The 19,251-nt window shown below is 45.3% G+C and carries 15 protein-coding genes; 5 read left to right on the forward strand and 10 right to left on the reverse strand.

Annotation, left to right across the window (positions count from 1 at the left end):
• Positions 1–123 precede the first annotated feature (123 nt).
• The 5 genes from LZZ85_RS05785 to LZZ85_RS05805 all read right to left on the reverse strand — a co-directional run bounded on the left by LZZ85_RS05785 (position 124) and on the right by LZZ85_RS05805 (position 5,411).
• Positions 124–1,035 carry a helix-turn-helix domain-containing protein gene (locus LZZ85_RS05785; RefSeq protein WP_237869525.1) on the reverse strand — a complete coding sequence of 304 codons (912 nt, stop codon included), beginning with the start codon at positions 1,033–1,035 and terminating at the stop codon, positions 124–126.
• Positions 1,036–1,212: 177 nt separating this feature from the next.
• Positions 1,213–1,902: a leucine-rich repeat domain-containing protein gene (locus tag LZZ85_RS05790; protein WP_237869527.1), complete on the reverse strand. Its 690-nt coding sequence runs from the start codon at positions 1,900–1,902 to the stop codon at positions 1,213–1,215.
• A 16-nt stretch (positions 1,903–1,918) separates the two neighbouring features.
• Positions 1,919–2,443, reverse strand: a complete 525-nt coding sequence (locus LZZ85_RS05795) for a hypothetical protein (RefSeq protein ID WP_237869529.1) — start codon at positions 2,441–2,443, stop codon at positions 1,919–1,921.
• Between the two features lie 244 nt (positions 2,444–2,687).
• The gene (locus LZZ85_RS05800; RefSeq protein ID WP_237869531.1) at positions 2,688–4,703 is read right to left on the reverse strand and encodes a tetratricopeptide repeat-containing sensor histidine kinase; all 2,016 of its coding nucleotides are present in this window, start codon (positions 4,701–4,703) and stop codon (positions 2,688–2,690) included.
• 3 nt (positions 4,704–4,706) lie between these two features.
• Positions 4,707–5,411, reverse strand: a complete 705-nt coding sequence (locus tag LZZ85_RS05805; protein ID WP_237869533.1) for a LytR/AlgR family response regulator transcription factor — start codon at positions 5,409–5,411, stop codon at positions 4,707–4,709.
• 172 nt (positions 5,412–5,583) lie between these two features.
• On the opposite strand from LZZ85_RS05805, the gene LZZ85_RS05810 reads away from it, so the two are divergent.
• Both LZZ85_RS05810 and LZZ85_RS05815 read left to right on the forward strand, forming a co-directional pair.
• A complete protein-coding gene (locus LZZ85_RS05810) occupies positions 5,584–6,102 on the forward strand; it encodes a hypothetical protein (protein WP_237869535.1) in 519 nt (172 codons plus the stop codon).
• An 842-nt stretch (positions 6,103–6,944) separates the two neighbouring features.
• Positions 6,945–9,107: a TonB-dependent receptor gene (locus LZZ85_RS05815; RefSeq protein WP_237869537.1), complete on the forward strand. Its 2,163-nt coding sequence runs from the start codon at positions 6,945–6,947 to the stop codon at positions 9,105–9,107.
• A 133-nt stretch (positions 9,108–9,240) separates the two neighbouring features.
• On the opposite strand, the gene LZZ85_RS05820 is transcribed toward LZZ85_RS05815, so the two are convergent.
• Together LZZ85_RS05820 and LZZ85_RS05825 are read right to left on the reverse strand one after the other, a co-directional pair.
• On the reverse strand, positions 9,241–10,668 hold the full coding sequence (locus LZZ85_RS05820) for a PA2928 family protein (protein WP_237869539.1): 1,428 nt from the start codon (positions 10,666–10,668) through the stop codon (positions 9,241–9,243).
• 290 nt (positions 10,669–10,958) lie between these two features.
• Complete coding sequence (locus tag LZZ85_RS05825) at positions 10,959–11,339, reverse strand: hypothetical protein (protein ID WP_237869541.1); 381 nt, start codon at positions 11,337–11,339, stop codon at positions 10,959–10,961.
• Positions 11,340–11,541: 202 nt separating this feature from the next.
• On the opposite strand from LZZ85_RS05825, the gene LZZ85_RS05830 reads away from it, so the two are divergent.
• Together LZZ85_RS05830 and LZZ85_RS05835 are read left to right on the forward strand one after the other, a co-directional pair.
• Positions 11,542–12,774 carry a multiheme c-type cytochrome gene (locus LZZ85_RS05830; protein ID WP_237869544.1) on the forward strand — a complete coding sequence of 411 codons (1,233 nt, stop codon included), beginning with the start codon at positions 11,542–11,544 and terminating at the stop codon, positions 12,772–12,774.
• Positions 12,775–12,841: 67 nt separating this feature from the next.
• Positions 12,842–13,414 (forward strand): pentapeptide repeat-containing protein, encoded by a 573-nt coding sequence (locus LZZ85_RS05835; protein WP_237869546.1) that lies wholly within the window; start codon positions 12,842–12,844, stop codon positions 13,412–13,414.
• A gap of 1 nt (position 13,415) precedes the next feature.
• On the opposite strand, the gene surE is transcribed toward LZZ85_RS05835, so the two are convergent.
• Positions 13,416–14,150: a 5'/3'-nucleotidase SurE gene (surE, locus tag LZZ85_RS05840; RefSeq protein ID WP_237869556.1), complete on the reverse strand. Its 735-nt coding sequence runs from the start codon at positions 14,148–14,150 to the stop codon at positions 13,416–13,418.
• 63 nt (positions 14,151–14,213) lie between these two features.
• On the opposite strand from surE, the gene LZZ85_RS05845 reads away from it, so the two are divergent.
• Complete coding sequence (locus LZZ85_RS05845) at positions 14,214–15,143, forward strand: diacylglycerol/lipid kinase family protein (protein WP_237869558.1); 930 nt, start codon at positions 14,214–14,216, stop codon at positions 15,141–15,143.
• Positions 15,144–16,258: 1,115 nt separating this feature from the next.
• On the opposite strand, the gene LZZ85_RS28360 is transcribed toward LZZ85_RS05845, so the two are convergent.
• Together LZZ85_RS28360 and LZZ85_RS05850 are read right to left on the reverse strand one after the other, a co-directional pair.
• The gene (locus LZZ85_RS28360; RefSeq protein WP_255724001.1) at positions 16,259–16,390 is read right to left on the reverse strand and encodes a hypothetical protein; all 132 of its coding nucleotides are present in this window, start codon (positions 16,388–16,390) and stop codon (positions 16,259–16,261) included.
• 128 nt (positions 16,391–16,518) lie between these two features.
• On the reverse strand, positions 16,519–18,420 hold the full coding sequence (locus tag LZZ85_RS05850; protein ID WP_237869560.1) for an ulvan lysase-like protein: 1,902 nt from the start codon (positions 18,418–18,420) through the stop codon (positions 16,519–16,521).
• Positions 18,421–19,251 lie beyond the last annotated feature (831 nt).

Raw genomic sequence — 19,251 nt, forward strand, 5'->3', positions numbered from 1 at the left:
ATTTTAGCAGATCTTTTCGAGGATCTTTTCCAAGCGATCTATTCTGCTTTATGCGGTGACTGGGGTTTTGTTATGCTTATAGTATAAAACAAAAAACAATCCCGTATCCGTGTTCGTTAGCGGTCATTCGTGTTCATTCGTGTTTCGGAATGCTTTTGGGGTAAGCTGTACGTTTTTACGGAAGAAGGTGATGAAGTGCGAAGGTTCGTCAAACCCGAGGCAGTATCCTATCTGCGATATATTCCAGTCGGTGTGTTTTAACAATACCCGTGCCTCCTGCAGTATTCTTTCCGCGATCAGCTGGCTGGTTGTTTTGCCGGTGATTGATTTGAGGCAACGGTTGAGGTGGTTAATATGGATCGACATGTTCAGCGCGAAGTCTGCCGGGCTCCGCAGCTTCATCCTTTGCAGGGGAGATTCGATCAGGAATTGTCTTTCAAGAAGCTCGGCGAAAAGCGCGGTGATGCGGTCATTTGCATGCTGAATGTTTACCGGGGTCGAATCTGCCGGCTGCAGTTTCATTGCTGTATGGATCAGCTGGATCACGAGCGTTCTGATCAGGTCCAGTTTGAATGCATAGGAAGAGCCGATTTCGGAGAACATTTGCTCAAACAAACTTTCTGTTTGTTTGAATTCATCCGCACTCAACTCGTAAAGCGGCGTTGCTCCGGGTTGAAAGATGGGGTATTCTTTAAACGAACCGAAACTGTTCAGGAAGTCTTGTGTAAAAATACAGAAGTAACCTGTTTGCTCATCATCAATAGGCTCCCAGTTGTAAGGGATCATGGGGTTGGTAAAAAGGAGCGACCTGGATTTGATCTCAACGGTCTTGTCAGCATAGTGATAGCGGTTACGTCCTTTGATCAATGTGATCTTGTAATAGTCGCGTCTGCTGTAGGGAACAGGATTTTTGTGTGGGCCGGCATAGTCCTCCACTTTAAAAACATTAAAGTGACCAATGCCTTGCTTGAGATTTTCGGGTACGTGATTCAACTTCGAACGATAGAAGTCTTCTAAACTTTCATTGCCATTCATCTGGCAAAATTATAAAAATCATATTCCAATGCCAGTCTTGTAGTGACCTGCGGCAAGGTTTAAAAAAATATTTCTGTATTAATTCCTTTTGATCAGCGTGTTAGCACAAAAATATTTTGTTCAAAAAAAAGACTTATGGAATTTGCAAACTGACCTGCCATAACAGGTCGCGTAATATTACCAGTAATATTCTTTCAGGCGTATTGTTCCACTGAAATTCAGGAATAATAATTGAGATCCTTCGAGGTTCAGATATTCCAGGTTTGTGAGCCCGCGGATGTCGATCGTCACCTTAAGCGGATTGTTTTTCAGGTCGACATGTTTTATTTGTGGGGCCTCTCTCAAAGATATTGTCTCAAGGTTGTTGTCTTTCCCGTCAATTTTTTCGAGTACAGCCAGTCCTGTCAGATCAAGTTTCACAAGTCTGTTGCCATTAAAATTCAGTTCTTTCAGAGCGGTGAGTTTTGAAACATCCAGTGAGGTGATGAATATATTATCCTGGACGAAGAGATGTTCCAGCTTCGTGAGACCAGTAATGTTCAGCTCTTTGATCCTGTTATTGAAGGCGTACAGGTATTTTAGTTTTTTCAGTTTGGAAACATCGAGGGCGGTGAGCTTGTTATTGTATACCCCGAGTTCTTCCAGGTTTGTAAAACTGTTGATACCTTCCATATTGACGATATCAAGGTCATTCAGGTAGAGGCTGGTTACGGCTTGCGCTTCTGTCAACTGTATCTGGTTGTCGTCATTTTTATCATAACCGAGAGATATGACACGTTGTTTGAATTTCGGATCAGGAATTCTGACCACTTGCGCATGAGTAGCTGCGCTAAGTACCGTAAATAGTATGATTAATATTGATCTCATAGTAGAATGATAAGAATTAGTAAATGTATTTGAGCTTGCATTCTGCTTTGTCGCCATTGTTTTTGATCTCGACAATAGCTGACACCTCACGTCCGCCAATGCCGGACGGGAAATGAACAAGTGATTCAAGATAATATTTGCCTGCAGCCAGGCCTACAAAAAGAAATTCACCTTTTTGAGAGTAGATCTTGCTTTCAATCCGGTAACAGTTTGCCAGTGACGAGATCGTTGCAATACGTTTTCCTTCTTTATTTCTTTTTTTAAGACTCAGGTATTCTTCAATGTAGGGTGTGAGAGGATACAGGGAAACGACAACACCCACCCTGCCATAGATCGTTTCCCCGACCTTTATGCCGATCGGCGTTCTTTCCTCATAATAGGCATACCCTTTGATTTCAGAGGTGCCTTCATTCAGCATTTTTGAGGCAAGTTGAATATCGAATTCTTTTTTGGGTTGCATTATCTCTATCTGCTTCTGTGCGGATGAAACAAGGGCGAAAAGCATCAGGCACGGAACAAGCATTATGCGGGCTGCGGGCATGCGGTAATAGTTTGGAACTAAGTTGAGGAAGTAAGCGGGCAGGGGATGCGCTGTTTATATAGAGGTAGGAAGATGTTTTACGTTCTTTGGCGAAGCTTTGATGTTGTTTGTATGTTTGAGACGGTTGTTTGTTTGCTGATCCTGGCTGAAGCAGGCGGGCTTTCTATTTTGCGGATGGAGATTTACCGGGATGAATGGTGCGGGATATCAACGCGATAGTTGATGCAGCGCATGAGCCGGCCGATCATTTTTTGGGAAGACTTAGTATTACGCAGGATCCCTTCCGCACGTTTACTGTGCTGATAGTACAGTGGATCACTCTTGCCAGATCTTTTATGATATGTATACCCAGGCCGAACCTTGAGTCTTCACCGGAAATGCTTGTTGATTGAAATATAGCCGGATCGATCCCTGGTCCATTATCTGTTATCATTAGTTTCACCACGCCATCAGCGGCTTCGGCCTTCCATTCAATAAGCGGGTCTTCTGTGTGCTCTAACGCTTTTACTGCATTGGCGGTCAGGTTTGTCATGATCGTTTTAAGGTAGTGTTCGTCTGTGCGGAACACGATCGCGTCAGTATCGGTGAAGGAGAAGTGTATGCTGGTTTCCGCAGCAAAGTTCTGGCCGAGATAAGTAAAGAGATCCTTTACTGAAATATCCTTTATTGATGGTGCGAAGTGGTCCATCTGCCCTTTACTCCACAAAAGCATGCTCTCCATATTTTCCAGTAAAGCATCTGCGGAGTCCACCATTTTTTGCTGATGTTTTGCAGCCTGTCCCTCATTTATCAGATCTGGCGATTCTTTTTGCAAATGGAGGAAATTGGACAGGCGTGCGATGGGAGCGCGCAGATCATGGCTGAGGATCGCGAAGAACTTCGCCTTCACCTTATTCGCTGTGTCAAGTTCTGTATTGAGCTGTCGCAATAATTCGTTGTTTCTTTTTCTTGCCTGGTTTTGACGGTAAAGGAGAATTCCTATTGTCGCAAGAAGCACCAGGCCGGCAACAAGGCCCCATAGTGTTTTACGCTGGCCATCCAGGGCCAGCTGTTTTATTTTCAGCTCGCTGTTCTTCTTATCAATTTCTATCTGGCTTTCTGCTGCCGCGATCTTGTTTTTGTTTTCCTGCGAGTAAATGGAGTCCTGGGTCTCTTTGAATGATCTGTAATTGAAATAAGCATTTTTGTAATCACCGGTCAGTTCCTGCACTTCGGCAAGAGAGCCGATAAAAAAAGACCGGAGTTCTGATTCACCTGTTTGTTCCGTCAGTTGAATAGCTCCTTTCAGGTATTCTCCCGCTTTCTGAAGAAGTAATGCACGGTCATCCGGTATTACATCACCATATTGCACTTTGTGCAGTGTATCGTATTTCACCAGTTCGATATAGGCGATACCAAGATTGCCGAGATTTGTGATAGCGGTTGAGTGAAGCGGATTGATCTCGTTCCATGCATCCCTGGCTTTAATGCGGGTCTCAATGATCCGGCGGTGATCGCCCTTATAAACAAGGGAGAGGCTTGACCAGATAGAAGCAAGGCCCGCTATATTGCCGGTACTTTCAAACATGGGAGCCGCTTTTTCAAAATGTTCTTTGGCACGTGTTATATCATTCAGCTGAAAGAATATTTTGCCCATCGTTTCCAAAGAGCCGGCAACCTCATCAAGGTTGCCCATACTCTCACGTATCGCAAGCGCACGTTGTTCGTATTCAAGTGCCTTGGTAAAATTTTGCTGTGTCAGGTAAATGGCGGAGAGATTGTGCATACCGTTGGACATCCGTGTACTGTCTTTGATCTCTTCGGCGATCTTTAGCGCCTGCAGGTAAAATTTTGTAGCGGCAGTAAAGTCGGCGCGTATATTTTGTGCCGCTACTCCCATATTGTTATAGGTGTTCGACATGTTCTGCTTATCCTTAGCCGCCTGGAAGGCAGATAAAGCAGTTTGATAGTATAAAAGGCTTGAGTCGTAGTTCCCTGCATTGCTGTAGAATTGTCCAAGATTTGCTCTGAAAACAGCTATCCCTTTCTGCCATTTCATTTGTTGTGCATGAGTGAGACCAAGCCTGGCGTATTTCAATGCTTCTTTGGTATCCGTATTTACAAGTGTATTAAAGATCCTGTTGTACAGACGGATTTTAATGGTGTCGTCAGCAGCGCGGGGCAATTCAAGGATAAGTGAATCCACAAGATCCTGCCCGGTTTTTTGAGCGGGGCATTGCAACGCGACACATACTGTAACTGCAAGAATGATCTTCTTCATGAATTACTGTTTCAAATCAGCCAGCGCCTCTTTGTAGTTTCTTCCAATGGGAAGTTGGATATTGCCGACTGTGACCTCGTTTGCACTGATTGATGCGACGAAATTCTTTTGCACGGCATAGCTTCGGTGAATACGCAAAAATGAATGGAAGCCAGGTTCTTTCAACAGGTTTCCGATGCTGCTCAGTACACAATGTTTACCGCTGGTGGTAACGATACTTGTATAATCTTTCAGCGCTTCCAGGTAAATGATCTCATGTAGGTTCAGCTTTACCTGTTTGTGACCGTCTTTGATGAAGATAGTGTCTGCCCCAAGTGTATGGTCCAGCAGGGTTGCTTTATGTTTTACTTCAAGGAATTCCTGGATCCGGTCTATTGTTTTCCGAAAGCGTTCTGCTTTGATCGGCTTCACCATGAAGTCAAGCGCGGCAAGATCAAAACTTTCAACGGCATAGTCGGGGTAGGCAGTTATGAATACGCAGGCCGGGATCTGCAGAAATTCACGGCGTAATTCGAGGCCGGTCATTCCTGGCATATCAACATCAAGGAACGCGACGTCCGGAAGTTCCTGCCGGATTGCAGGAAGAGCTTCTGTTGCCGATCCAAAAACGGAAATATTCAAAAAGGGAAATTGCCTGGCAAAGGACAAGGTTGTGAGGCGGTCTATCTCATCATCATCAACAATTATGCAGCGGTATGACCTGGGCATCAGGCTTGGGTTAAGGTTTTCCAAATATAGAGCAAAACATTGTTTGTCTATTTAAAATGTCGATGATCGATTGTGACTGCTGATGCCTCATTTGAGTTATTAGGTTTGCGGAACAATGATGGGATCACTGTCAGTTCCATCGTCTTTTTTGCGTCATCTAAAAGAATTTATTATGAAGAATAATGCGATCTTATCAATTGTTTTTTTGTTTTGCCTGGAAACGTCTTGCAGCAATGATTCCGGTGAAGCGAACCCTGAAACCGCTGAAGTGGAAAATTCCGGTTCAGCAAATTATCTGACAATGAAGATTAATGGCGCTCCCTGGGTGGCTGATCAGGAGATTTTCGGTGCTTTTCATCCTGAAGGATACGATGATGCGATCATGATCTCAGGGTCAAAAGGAGCTTCAGACAAAAGCCAGCAGGCCTTTAATATAAACCTGTTTAAAACGGCTGGCCCAGGCAGCTTTTCGATCCAGAAAGGCAATCCTGATAATAACGTTGTGCAGTTGGGAAATCTTAGCCCCGAGAATTACCTGTACGGGTCTATGATGGGTTTTTCGATGAAGGTTAATGTGATGAAGGCGTCGGCGAACCCTGTTGAGATAGAAGCGGTATTTGAGGGACAGTTGGTCGGAAATGCGGGCGATACGCTGAAGATCACAGAAGGCAAATTTTATTACAGAGATTGAAATATATACGAGAGGCGATGATGCTTATTGTACGCTTCCATCATCGATTATATTCACCCGAAAGAGCCACTACAAGGAACGAATAAGAAAAATAGGAAAGTTTCCAGGTAATCACCTGGCAAAATAGAAAGGGTTCCATTCCGGAACCCTTGTCAAAATGAACATGTGAGATTGAACTGCCTGCCCGTTTATAATTCAAAGATTTGATCAGATCGGTCTATGTGCATCAGGTGGATCAGCCGATCGAATCCATCCCCATCAGCATTATTAAAAATGCGATCACTGTTTTTTTGACCAGAAGGAAGAATGACTCGATTGGTGAAAGCATGAACCTGTTTTTTCGTTACTGCGTGCAAAATAAGACAGCTTGCTGCGGGAGAAAAGCCATCTGAAGTAACCGGCGGAAAGCAGCGTGTAAACAGCAGGAATTTTGAGTAAGGCCCTGTTTGCTCTTTTTTAGTAATCCTGGCAGGCTATATTTGTAGCGTGAAAAAATGGTTCGCCATATTATGCTTTCTCATGGTTGCCGTCTGCAGCTTTTATCCCTGTTGCGAGGATGATGACTGCTCGGGAGAGATAAATCCTTCCGAAACGGCCGGTCATTCTTCAGATGAGGAAGAACACAGCGGCTTTTGCTCACCGTTTTCGGCGTGTGGATCCTGCGCGGCTTCGGTGGAAATGGAACCATTATCTATCAGCCTTATTGAACAGGAGTCGGGATTGCCTTTATATAATATTTACCGCATTACCGACCGTGAAGGCATCTACCCCTCTTTATTCCAGCCTCCCCGCTGCTAGTTCTTACGCAGCAATCCTCATTTTTTTTATTTATTAAACAGGCAATGAAATATTTATTGACAGGCTTTGCGCTGTGCATATTTGCATACGCAGCGCAAGCGCAGCATAGTGTAACGATCAGTATCATTAACGCAGAGGATAAAGCAGTTTTGCAGGGAGCGACCCTTACCTGGAAACAGACCGGGAAGTCTTTTATCGCAGACAGCGCCGGCAAGGTCAATCTCTCCTCTATCCCGGACGGCACCCATACATTTCTGATCTCCCATATCGGCTTCGGGGAAAAAAGCCTTCAATTGAAGTTTCCCCTTGAAACAGCCGTGTCTGCTATCACCGTTGAAATGAGCGCACACGAGGAGGAGGAAGAAGAGGAGGTGATCGTCAGTGCTACGAGAACCAGCCGCACGATCGCCAATCAGCCAACAAGGATCGAAGTGATCTCCGGCGAGGAACTGGAAGAGAAAGGCAATATGAAACCTGGTGATATCAGGATGGTATTGAATGAAAGCACCGGGATCCAAAGCCAACAGACATCCGCTACTTCCTATAATGCGGGGATCAGGATCCAGGGACTTGACGGACGCTATACACAGATCCTAAAAGATGGATATCCTTTGTATGCCGGATTCTCCGGGGGACTATCCATTCTTCAGATCGCACCACTGGATCTTAAACAGGTGGAAGTGATCAAAGGGTCTTCTTCAACATTGTACGGAGGCGGCGCCATTGCCGGATTAGTGAATCTTGTATCGAAGACACCGGGAGCAGAACCGGAACTGAACTTCCTCGCCAATGGTACAAGTGGCGGTGGATTGGATCTTAGCGGGTTTTACAGTGAAAGGTATAGTAAGATCGGTTTGACCGTGTTCGGATCACGGAACAGCAATGCCGCATTCGATCCCGCCGATATCGGCTTTACTGCCATTCCGAAATTCGAACGCTATGCGATCAATCCGCGGTTGTTCATCTATGGACAGAAAACAACTGCCGATATTGGACTCAGCTATATCACAGAAGATCGTCTCGGGGGAGATATGGACTATGTCAAAAACAATACTCCCGGTTTTTATGAGCGGAACAATACAGACCGGATCACGGGGCAGTTTGGGATCACGCATCGTCTTAATGAACAGGCGACGCTTCAGTTGAAAAGCAGCTATACGCATTTCGATCGCACTATTGCCATTCCTGCGTATACATTTGATGCATTACAGAAATCGTCCTTTACTGAATTTACGTGGAACAGGAAAGGAGAGAATGTTGACTGGGTCATTGGAGCCAATATGATAACAGATGTCCTCAATGAAAGGCCGGGTAATCCTGATCCTGCCCGCAGCTACAGCCTTAATACTTACGGCATATTTGTCCAGAATGCATGGTCTGTAACGGAGAAGTTCACGCTGGAAACAGGTCTTCGTGGAGATTATCTGAATTCAGAGGACTTTGAATTGCTGCCGCGTCTTTCGGCCATGGTGCGGGTCAGCCCGAAGATAACTGTTCGCGCAGGCGGTGGCTTTGGATATAAAGCGCCAACAGTATTCACGGAGGAGGCTGAAAGAAACCAGTTTCAGTATATTCTTCCCATAGATATCAATCGTACGCGCAATGAAAGATCTGTTGGTGGCAATGCCGATATCAATTACCGGACAAATTTTGGAGAATTTGGATTCAGTTTGAACCACCTGTTCTTTTATACAAGGCTGAACCGGCCATTGGTGCTGGTCAATACAGGAAGCGGAGGTATGATGCAGTTTGAAAATTCAACAGGATACCTGGAGACCAAAGGAATGGAAACAAACCTTAAACTCACCTGGCATGATCTCAAACTGTTTGTCGGATACACGTACACAGATGCGAACACACAGTTCAATGCAAAGCATTGGCTGCCACTTACGGCAAGACATCGGCTGAATAATGTGCTGATGTATGAAGTGGAAGAAAAGTGGAAGCTGGGCCTGGAAGCCTATTATTACAGCAAACAGCGATTGAATGACGGAAGCGTTGGCCGGTCTTACTGGATCACGGGATTTATGGCCGAAAGGATCTGGGAGAAGTTTTCACTGTTCATAAATTTTGAGAACTTTTCAGACACGAGACAGACGAAATTCGGACCGATCTATTCCGGTACCAGGCAGCAACCGGTGTTTCAGGATATTTATGCACCGGTTGACGGGTTTGTTGTGAATGGCGGCATAAAATTAAAATTGTAGAACAGTGTTTTAGGCTTCGCACCTAAAGGCATCCTCATTTAAAAGCTCAGTTTTCGAGTCTTCCAGCAGTTGGATTTTTTTTCCGGCGGGAGGACACGAAAACTGAGCTTTTGTGTTCGATAGCTGGTAATATTTACTGGGTTATTTTCTTCTGATAAAAGTAATCGTACTTCTCTGCCTTTCCTGTCTGCAGGTTTATTAGTAAGAGGATGTTGCAGTCGTCGCCTGTCAGTTCTTTATTGTCTTCCGCAGTTATGATGAGCTGCTTTCCGGTAAAAATATAGTTCGCCCATTCCGGTAAAGCGGTATCATATGTCCACTGGATTTTTCCGTCAGCTGCAAGCTTTGACAACAGGATCTTCCCGTTATTGCCGACTTCGTTTTTGTAAATGAGCAGGAAGGAGCCGTCTGGTAGCCGGATCGGTTTACCTGTTTCATTACTGGTTAGAAAGCCGCCATTGAGGAAATGGTCATCCGGGTGTGGTATGGCAGCTTTTTCCCGGTTGATCACCAGTTCGCCGCGATCGTTTGGCGTATATGAGCTGATATAGCAGAGCCGGCGGGCAGCGTCGTTGTACGCAGCCTGGTATCTTACCTTGTCATACAGTTCTTCCATCTCCTCTTGTGTGTAAATGCCGATCCATTTGCCATTGATCGTATCCGCATTCAGTTTTGCCTGTGAGAATTGAAATCTTTTCCGGAGGGATTCAGCCCTGCTCTCCAATTCATCCAGAGATCGCCTGTTATCGTCCAGATCTCTTCGTAATTTGTCGAGACTGTCTCTGTTCTTATACAGAACATCCCGGCTTTTGTAGAACTCAGTCGTGTACTGTTGATACGTGCGAAGATCTATTTCTTTTGCGGCCAGTCTTTTTGATGGCGTGCGCAGTTTCTCTTCCATCAATGCATTTTGCTGCTTAAAGTTGTCTTTGATCAGTTGGTCCAGTTCTTTGATGCGGGCAGTGACGCCGGTTTCTTTTGTGTCTTGTGCTGATGCCAGGAATGTTTCTCCATCGATCACCCATTTCGATCCATTCTTTGCGGTAAAGTACAGGCGCTGATCCGTGTTGTTGAATTCATAGAATTGTGCTTCCGCAGGGAATGCTCCTTTCAGAGCCGGGTTTTTGTCTTCGAGTTGTTTTACAGTGGCGATCGTTTGCAGGGTGAATGGATCGAATATTACAGGTTCATTGATATATGCCCACACGAACCTGCCGGCTGCGCCCATAATTTTCACCGGGTGATTTTTAATTTCACGGTGTTTTATGACTTCCTTTTCATTGAGCTTTTCTCCTGTGAGTGCATCATTGATCTGGATGCTGTATGTCGTACTCACCGATTTGCTTGTGAAGCCACCACTCTGCGTATAAGAAGTGGTTTTGTCAAATTTCACGATGGAGAATATGACCGCATGGTTGTCTTTTTCAAAGTAGAGAACTTTCGGCAGAATGGATCGCTCGTCGTATTTGGACAGGCAGCCACGGAGGAGGAACATAAAGCCCAGTACCAAAAGGCCCATGAATAATAACAGTGACAGGGTAAACTTTACCGGGAGGGTCATGTGCAAAAATTTGCGGCAAGGTAGGCAAAGGCAAAAGACGGCTGAAGTTTGGATATGTGAATGGTGGCTTTTGAGGAGTAGGATGGGTATCCGGTTAGTCGGGCGCTTTTCATTTGTTGCCGCTGGCGGTTCCGGTTTACAGGATTCGATCAGGATGGGAGGGTCATAAGGGCGGCCACATAAATGATACGAAGAACCGCAAGGGGTGCAATGAGATTTCTCTTAGGATTGATCTCTTTGCACCCCTTGCGGTTCTTTGTATCATTTATGTGGCTCCTACGCAGCTCAGATCAGAATCTTGTTCTTCTGTTCCGGTCAGTGTCATTTCTGTCAATGCGGCTATCTCTTTCTTCGCGGATAGTGATCCTCCCGTTCCGGTCTACAGAAATGTCAAGACTGCTTCTGTTTACGGTAAAGGTTGAGCTGCTCACCAGTTTCTTTTGTTTACTGAATAATCCGTTCTTCAGTTCGTACACTTTTACAGTATGACGGGCATTCTTATTAAGCAAAGAGACGTCCATAGTAGAACCGAGTGTACTTGCATAGCTTCGTCCATCGATGATCACTTCATATCTTTTATCTGTGGTAAGCGTAACAGAAGGCCGGCGGTCAGCAGCGAAAATGCTTATGGTAAAAAGGCTGACGATAACGAGTGTAAAGATCTTTTTCATAACAAATATTTTTGTGGTTATAAGATGCTTTATTCAGATCAAAGCAGATGCCAGCGTGCCAGAAACGATGTAAGGAAAAGTTAAGGCAAAGGTTATTTAAGGTTAAGGGACATTGGTACGCGTTAATGCTTTTTGTTGTCTTATGAACATGCTGGTGCGTTGGTGTCTGCCAGATTTGTATATTTAAGTATCAATAACTGCTATGAATAAGCGATTGCTGTCTGTTTTGCTGGTAATGGTTGCCGTGGTGACCGTTCTTTGCCGTTGTAATGGTAGCAGTGAAGGCAAGGATCTCAGAGGAGAGGGGTTTGTCGGGTCTGCAACCTGTGCCACCTGTCACAAGGCGATCTATGATTCTTACCTTTCAACCGCACATAACAATACATCGAGAGCAGCTTCAGACTCCAGTGTGCTTGGTCGTTTTTCTTCGCCGGGTAATAATTTTGGATTTTTGAATGGCGTGAACGTAGTGATGGAAAAGCGGGACAGTGGTCTTTTCCAGGTCGCCTATCTGAACGGCCAGTTCCAGGAGGCACATCGTTTTGAAATAGCGATCGGGTCGGGCAGAAAAGCTCAAACGCATGTTTATTTTAAAGGGGATCAATACTATCAGTTGCCTGTCTCTTACCTGGTATCGGCGCACGATTGGGCCAATAGCCCGGGCTTTCCTGCGAGCCATCCACGGTTTGACCGGATCGTCAATACTGCCTGCTTCGGCTGTCATACTTCCAAAACCGTGGTCAGGAATATCCAGGAAAAAGGAACAGGTTTTACAGAGCATTTTGAGAAAGGACAGGTGATCTATGGTATCGATTGTGAAAGATGTCATGGTCCCGCCGCTGATCACGTCTCTTTTCATAAAGAAAACCCCGGACAAAAGCAGGGCCGGTTCATCACAAGAATTGATACGCTGAAAAATCAGCAAAAGCTCGATATGTGTGCTGTTTGCCATTCCGGGCTGAAACCTGCGATACAGTCCATATTCAACTTTAAGCCCGGTAGTTTGCTGAAGGATTATTATTATCCTGATTTCAATCGTCCGAAAGTAAGTGAACTTGATATTCACGGCACACAATACCAGTTGTTCAGCGCAAGCCAGTGCTTTGTTCAAAGTAAAGACATGAATTGTTCATCCTGCCACAATCCACATGCAACAGAAAGGACTGATCTGAAAGTCTTTTCTCAACGCTGTATGAATTGTCATAAAGAGGCGGATCATACATTCTGTACCAATTCAACAGTTCCTGCAGCTACATTGAAGCAAAACTGTATCGATTGTCATATGCCCTCCCTTCCTTCAAGATCTATCACCCTGCTGACCAACGGACAAACGAAACCAACTCCAGATTCCATCAGGACACACCTGATCGGAATTTATAAGCCGGATGTGAAAGGCGTAGTCGAACTGGTGACAGGAAGAACAAACGGGAAGTAAAGCAATTTTTCACCTGTACGGGTTTGCCTTTCATTTCAATGTAATTTGCAGTCCAAATCGATAAGTAATGTCCAGTGGTTATTTTGAAGATGTTCGTTTCGAGGGAAATGATTTTGCCGTGAAGCCATTGGCAACAGGCGTGTATGAAGGTTGTTCGTTTACGAATTGCAATTTTGCAGATGCTAACATTTCCCTGATTCAATTTGTTGATTGTGTCTTCCGCTCCTGCAATCTCAGCATGGTAAAGGTTGGCAACACAACGTTCAACGGCGTGGCGTTTGAGGAATGTAAGATCCTGGGGGTGAATTTCGAAACCAGTAACAAGTCTCTATTCAAGTTATCTTTCAGCAAGTCGGTGCTCAACTATTCTTCCTTTTATCAGTGTAATCTCAGGAAGGCGAAGTTCCCGGACTGTGTCTTTCATGAGAGTGATTTCACGGAGGCGGATCTTACAGAAGCTGCATTTCTACATTGCGATCTTCTTAATGCAAAATTTGAAAGAAGCGTTTTGGAGAAAGCAGACTTTCGTTCAGCCATCAATTACTCCATCAATCCCGAATTGAATAAGATCAAAAAAGCAAAGTTCTCCTTTCCCGCGGCCGCAGGTTTATTGGATAAGTACGGTATTACAATTGACTGATCTATGCCGGTACTTTCTTTTTCAAAGAGGCGAGGTAGGCATGATTGGTCAGATCAAGTTGTAATGGTGTGATGGATACATAGTCATTTTCAACTGCCCAGCGATCGGTTCCCTCTTCCGCTGGTTCGAGCGGCATAACAGAAAACCAGTAGTGCTTCCTTCCCATCGGATCCATGCCAGGTTTAATGATCCCGTCATAAAGCCGGACGGACTGCCGGGTCCACATGATCTCTTTCGGTTCGGCCGGAAGATTTACGTTGAACAGGGCGGGGCCCGGGACACCGATCAGCATATCAAGGACCTGCTTTACAAAAGGTTTAAGCCTGTTAAAATCAGGGCCGTGCTTGCCGGTAGGCGTACTGAATGCGACACCCGTGATTCCCAGCAACACAGCCTGCCTTGCCGCTGCAAGTGTACCCGAGTGCCAGAGGGAGTTGCCAAGATTAAGTCCCATGTTTATTCCAGACAATACAATATCCATATCCGCATGCAGGTGTGTACCCAATGCCACACAATCGGCAGGAGTGCCATTTACACGGAATGCTTCCGCCTGTTTGAATTCGATCGGTGAACTTTTATAGGAAAGTGGCCGCGAATGCGTCACCGCATGTCCCATAGATGATTGTTCAACATCAGGCGCCATAACGGTCACCTGTCCAAAGTCTGCGGCAGCTTCTGAGAGTGCCATGATACCCGGACTGTATATCCCATCGTCGTTGCTTATTAATATTCTCATACTGTAACCGTCACATTATTGTGCCAGTTTATTTCATGGTATCATTTTTTCATTATCAGGATTATGAATAAGAATGTATTGTTATTATATAATCCCGGTGCCGGTCATGGGAAACATGATGAGCAGGATCTGAAAAAGGAAATCGAGGCTGCGGGACATAATTGTGAGATACGTTCAGTAAAAGAAAAAGGGTGGGAAAAGATCCCAAAGAAAACTGATTGGCTGGCAGTTGCAGGTGGGGATGGCACGGTGAGGAAGGCGATGAGGCTGATACAGGAAAGGAAAGAAGATGAACCAGACTGGCCACTGGGAATTATACCGTTGGGTACAGCCAATAACGTCGCACGTTCTGTCGGTTGTGATGCGCCGATTTCAACACTGATAGAAAGCTGGGGCATGAAATCTACAAGATTCAATACCGGCAGGGTAAAACATGCGGAAATACAATCACTGATGTTTGAGGCCGCAGGTTTTGGTGTATTTGCAGAACATATTCTTGATATGAAGCGAAATCCTCCAAAGTCGGAAGACAAACCTCTGGCGGAAAAATTACGGGATGGTTGTATTGCTCTGCTTAAAGTGGTGAAGAAATTCGAGCCCAGCCATTACCGGATAGAATCAGACGGTTTCCGAAAGGAGGGCGATTACCTTTTATTGCTGGCGATGAATACGCCTATGATCGGCCCGAACCTGCTTTTTGCTCCGCAGGCGGATGCGGGTGACAGCCTGCTTGACCTGGTTTCATTTGGGGCAGACGAGCGGGGAAAGCTGGTGGAGTTCCTGGAGCGAAAGATCGAGGGAGAGGAGCCTGCCCTGGCAACGGAAACGATCCGCGCGAAAAAGATCGTGATCTTTTCTTCGGATAAGAGATACCATATTGAGGATAAACTTTTGGAAAACGACGGCGTTTCGGGAGTTGAGATCAGGGTAAATGCAGACCCGATCAATGTGTTTGCCCCCGGCAAAGAAGGTGATCCGTCAGGAAAGGTTTAAACGCAAATTGGTCATCTAAGCCGTCGATCCATTGTATCAGATGTCTTGACAGAAAAAACAGTGATCAAAATTGATGTTGTGACGCTGTTTTCTTACGAAAAGAAGTGTAGAAATTACGTTTATCACTGCGTTTTACGCAAACGGATGCGTGTTTTTATCATTTTGGCTTTCAGCTAATTATACTGGTCTAAATCTACGTTCAGGAAATTGACTATCGTAGTTTTCATACCCGTACAGGGTAGATTTTCTCTTGCACAGGGGCCTGGGTAGGACTATGTTTGTATCAGAAGTTGATTGATAGCGACTATCAATCTCTCCGATATCCCTAAGAAAACCGATCGAATCCAATTATCCGAAAGACCAACGATCCAAATCCAGAAAAGCCAGAAGAATCCAAATCCAAAGACCAACCAAATCCAGACCTGTAAAAAACCGAAGAATCCAAGACTAGCCAGAAAAACCAGTAAATCCAGATCCGAGAAAAAACCGAACCGTCCAGATCCAGAAAAACCTTGAAGTCCAAAATCCAGAAAAAGACCAAAAATCCAAAGACCGAAAAAACCGATCCAAATCCTGAGAAAGCCCTGCTGGAATAACCAGCCGCAAATCCAATATCAGTCAACTTCTATTCTTCTTTTCACCGTCCATAGTTAAAAAGCTTAAGCCGTTACAGTAATGTAGCGGCTTAATTTTTTTTGGGGTGACGCAATTAGCAGACGATGGGGAAAGTGGAAAGTTTAAAAGTTTAAGAGTTTAAGAGTTTAAAAGTTTAAAAGTTTCACAGGTTCCAGAGGTTTTATAGGTTGATGTCTCGAAGCAGGTAGTAAGTTCCGGGGCTCTATGCGATCCCGGGGGGGCGGGTTAATGTGCCCGTCGCGCGGTAGTTTTCATTGACCGCCGCGCGCGCTGATCCATCATCGCCGCGCGCGCGCAGGCAGAAATGGGCATACGACAGCAACCGCATTTCTGCGTTTGACTGTCGTCGCCCACTTTTTTAATTGTATCATTCCACATTTCCTATCTCATTCTTCTTGTTTTTGATCATAGATGCAATAAAAAAACGCACCGCCCTTTTCAGGACTGCCCTCCTCCACCAGTCCTGAAAATGACGGTGACTAAGAAATTTCTCTGTTGTAAATATCGCTGTAGGCAAAAGAGAATCCATGGGAAAAAGACAGGATCTCGCGGGAAAATAACGGAAGTGTCACGGTGAATAAACGACCGGTAACGTAAGTTGAAGAACTCATTCCCTCCAATTTTTGCATCCGATCCATATCGCCCGCACACGAAGGATCGGGTAGGACACCAGGAAATGCTTAGCGCACGTTGCGATCCCTTTGCAGGCTTCACGCTTCCCATACGCAGTATTTCCAGATCAATCCCCTACGCTCACTTCAATCATTACATCCGCATCTTCAACACACAAAGGCATTGCCTCTAACCCGGGTACAAAATTGAAGATCCTCCCGCTGGTACCTGTAGGCAGTGTTATAAAGCTCCGGTTTGAGGAGATCTGAAGTTTGCCCTCTTCCCGTTTAAAAACAATACCCCGCCTGGTCTTGTCCACTTTTTCTGTAGATGCGGATATAACGGGCAAAATTGTTTGGATCTGCAAGGACGGGTCCGTGTTATCGTGACGGAATTCGATGAATAGTTTTTCACCGGTAAACCGGTAATTGATGACGCAATGAATTTCGCCGGATGAAGGCGAGCACTGGTTTTTGTCGACAAGTTTCGATGTGGTTTCAATAAGGATCCCGGTATTTGATTGAGAGGATCTCATTGTCGCGGTAAAATCATTGATATTAGTATATGCGATGCCGTCTCTTTTTAGTTCTATACGTGGTGTTAGTGGCATCGAAAGTGGATCTGTGTCTTTTTGCATATTGCCGGATTCATACAGCTGGTATTCATTCATACTTGCTGAAAAAATGATCCCAGCTTTTTCATGCCACAGCAGGCTGAGCGCGCCACCGGATGCATGTCCGCCTTTGAAGTCTTTATAATCGCGGTCATAGGTTGTGATAGTGCCGCGGAATTTTCCTTTGGATACAAGTGTGGTTTGTATGTCTTCAAAGAAACGGCTGCCATATTCCTTTTCACGCGGCAATACGGCTGGAGCATTTGCCTGTGTGGTAATACCGTTATCTAAAACAGTGACCAGTGCTTTCAGATGACAAAATGTATGATGAAGACTTGCCGGTACTTTATGTGAGCTGTAGTGAGGCCCTCCATACAGAATCCCGTCTTTTGTGTGGGCTTTCAGCAGGAGGGTGTTCTGCAGCGCAGCTTTATAGAATGCAGGTTCTTTGTGAGCGAGGAGTGCGAGAGCAGGCTGACTTCCGTCTGATGTTCTGCTGCCCCACCAGGTCCACTTGTAATTGCGGGTACCCCAGCTATTGTCCCAGCCTCCATCGGGCAACATGAATTCAAGATGTGTGCGAAGGCTTTTTACTGCAGCTTCTTCCACTTCTTTATCGCCGGTAAGTTTTGCATATAGAGCGAGTGACGGCAATGATTCTTCAACATTGTAACCGAGGTCGATCGAATAGCATCCTTTTGCGCTGGGTGTATAGTAAGGTGTACCCTCACCATGAAGGAAGTGATCAGTCTTCGTAAAAAACTTCAATGCTGTATGAGCGAGTTCTTTTCCCTTCGCTTTATAGTTTTTATCGTCCAGTAATTTGCCCAGTAAGCTGAGGCAGTAAGACCCTGCGACGGGATAGTTCACATTACCATAGTCGATCGTGAAGTTGTTGAAAACATAGTCGCCGCTTTTACGGAGCCGGGCCATGATCTGTTCCCGGAACGATCTGTCAAGGATATCGCCATGCAGCAGCAAAGCTTCTGCCAGGGCGATCGAGGTAAAAACAGTTGTGCCTTTCCATGAGTTCTTTACCGGTTCGTTCAGCCATGATCCATCTTCCTGGCTGACTGTTTTTTCCATCCACCGGTAAAGAAGAATGGCGGCATCCAGATATTGCTGATCGTTGCGACGATGGGCGAAATGCAGGAAAGGATAAAAGGTATCTCCCATTCTTCCGTGCACTTTGTTTTCCGGAGGATAGATCATCGTTCCGTAATTAGGATCATTAGCGTCTTTGATCTGCAATCTTACGAGTGTTTGTGCCCACTGTGATGCGAGGTCCTGTGTGGCTATCAGAAGAGGATCGGTATTATTAAACGAAAATAAATTAAGGCCAGATAAGTCGCTGGTAACGGCAATAGTACTAAGAGCAGAGGTTCTGATAAAACTCCGTCGTGAAAAACGATTCATAAAGCATGTTGATAATCATGAAAATACGCCGGTTTATTTAGCTTTCAAAATTAAGCTACGTACCCGGAAACTGACCGGTTCTGAGTTTTCGGGTAGGTACCCGGTATCGTAAAAATCATAGCTTTTTCGGGTAGATTTCCTCTTGCGCAGGGACTGTTGAGGTGGTATGTTTGTATCAGCAGTTGAGTGATAGTTAAATATCAGTCCATCCAATATCCAAGAGAAGAACTAAAACTATCCAACATCCAAAAAACCGCCGGTCCTAACCAAACCGGGTTAAAATCCAATGTCACTCACTCTTTTTACCGTCCAGTTAAAGAGACCGGGCCGCTACGAAAGTAGCGGCCTTCTTGTTGCTAAAAAGGGAAGGAATGAGCATCAGGCCGGTCGTTAAGTTAGCATTTCGCGAGATCTAATCCCGCCCTGGGATGCCCGGCTTCCTCCCCGATGCATGGTCATTGCTTCCCTATTCCTCCTCATTGCCTTCTCGGAATCGGAGGCCGTTCATAGGGAAATCGGGGAAGAATCGAGGAGGCAATGGGGCATGTTGAAAAGTTGGGGGGCTATAAAATGGCTTGGGTTGAAATGTTCCGGATGAGCATCGCTCGCATAAACTTCTGGAGGCCCTTGCACCGTAGCGAAGCGGAAAAGGGAACCCAGGCCAGTCGCTCAAAAGATTTATCGCCCTCAGCGTGTCAGCTTGTCACCATTTTTCACTGCCTAAGATCCCGTCAAACTTTGGACGGCCAAAGGACGACCAAGAGACGGACTAACGACGACTAACAAGCATTTCAAAAACACGCGAAATTTGCCCCTGAATGATTATCATCA

It is taken from the genome of Terrimonas ginsenosidimutans (assembly GCF_022012415.1).
GTDB classification, from domain to species: Bacteria; Bacteroidota; Bacteroidia; order Chitinophagales; family Chitinophagaceae; genus Terrimonas_A; species Terrimonas_A ginsenosidimutans.

Coding starts and splice junctions, on each gene's coding strand:
- LZZ85_RS05785 (WP_237869525.1), bottom strand. CDS start 1,035: ATGAATGGCAATGAAAGTTTAGAAGACTTCTATCGTTCGAAGTTGAAT.
- LZZ85_RS05790 (WP_237869527.1), bottom strand. CDS start 1,902: ATGAGATCAATATTAATCATACTATTTACGGTACTTAGCGCAGCTACT.
- LZZ85_RS05795 (WP_237869529.1), bottom strand. CDS start 2,443: ATGCCCGCAGCCCGCATAATGCTTGTTCCGTGCCTGATGCTTTTCGCC.
- LZZ85_RS05800 (WP_237869531.1), bottom strand. CDS start 4,703: ATGAAGAAGATCATTCTTGCAGTTACAGTATGTGTCGCGTTGCAATGC.
- LZZ85_RS05805 (WP_237869533.1), bottom strand. CDS start 5,411: ATGCCCAGGTCATACCGCTGCATAATTGTTGATGATGATGAGATAGAC.
- LZZ85_RS05810 (WP_237869535.1), top strand. CDS start 5,584: ATGAAGAATAATGCGATCTTATCAATTGTTTTTTTGTTTTGCCTGGAA.
- LZZ85_RS05815 (WP_237869537.1), top strand. CDS start 6,945: ATGAAATATTTATTGACAGGCTTTGCGCTGTGCATATTTGCATACGCA.
- LZZ85_RS05820 (WP_237869539.1), bottom strand. CDS start 10,668: ATGACCCTCCCGGTAAAGTTTACCCTGTCACTGTTATTATTCATGGGC.
- LZZ85_RS05825 (WP_237869541.1), bottom strand. CDS start 11,339: ATGAAAAAGATCTTTACACTCGTTATCGTCAGCCTTTTTACCATAAGC.
- LZZ85_RS05830 (WP_237869544.1), top strand. CDS start 11,542: ATGAATAAGCGATTGCTGTCTGTTTTGCTGGTAATGGTTGCCGTGGTG.
- LZZ85_RS05835 (WP_237869546.1), top strand. CDS start 12,842: ATGTCCAGTGGTTATTTTGAAGATGTTCGTTTCGAGGGAAATGATTTT.
- surE (WP_237869556.1), bottom strand. CDS start 14,150: ATGAGAATATTAATAAGCAACGACGATGGGATATACAGTCCGGGTATC.
- LZZ85_RS05845 (WP_237869558.1), top strand. CDS start 14,214: ATGAATAAGAATGTATTGTTATTATATAATCCCGGTGCCGGTCATGGG.
- LZZ85_RS28360 (WP_255724001.1), bottom strand. CDS start 16,390: ATGAGTTCTTCAACTTACGTTACCGGTCGTTTATTCACCGTGACACTT.
- LZZ85_RS05850 (WP_237869560.1), bottom strand. CDS start 18,420: ATGAATCGTTTTTCACGACGGAGTTTTATCAGAACCTCTGCTCTTAGT.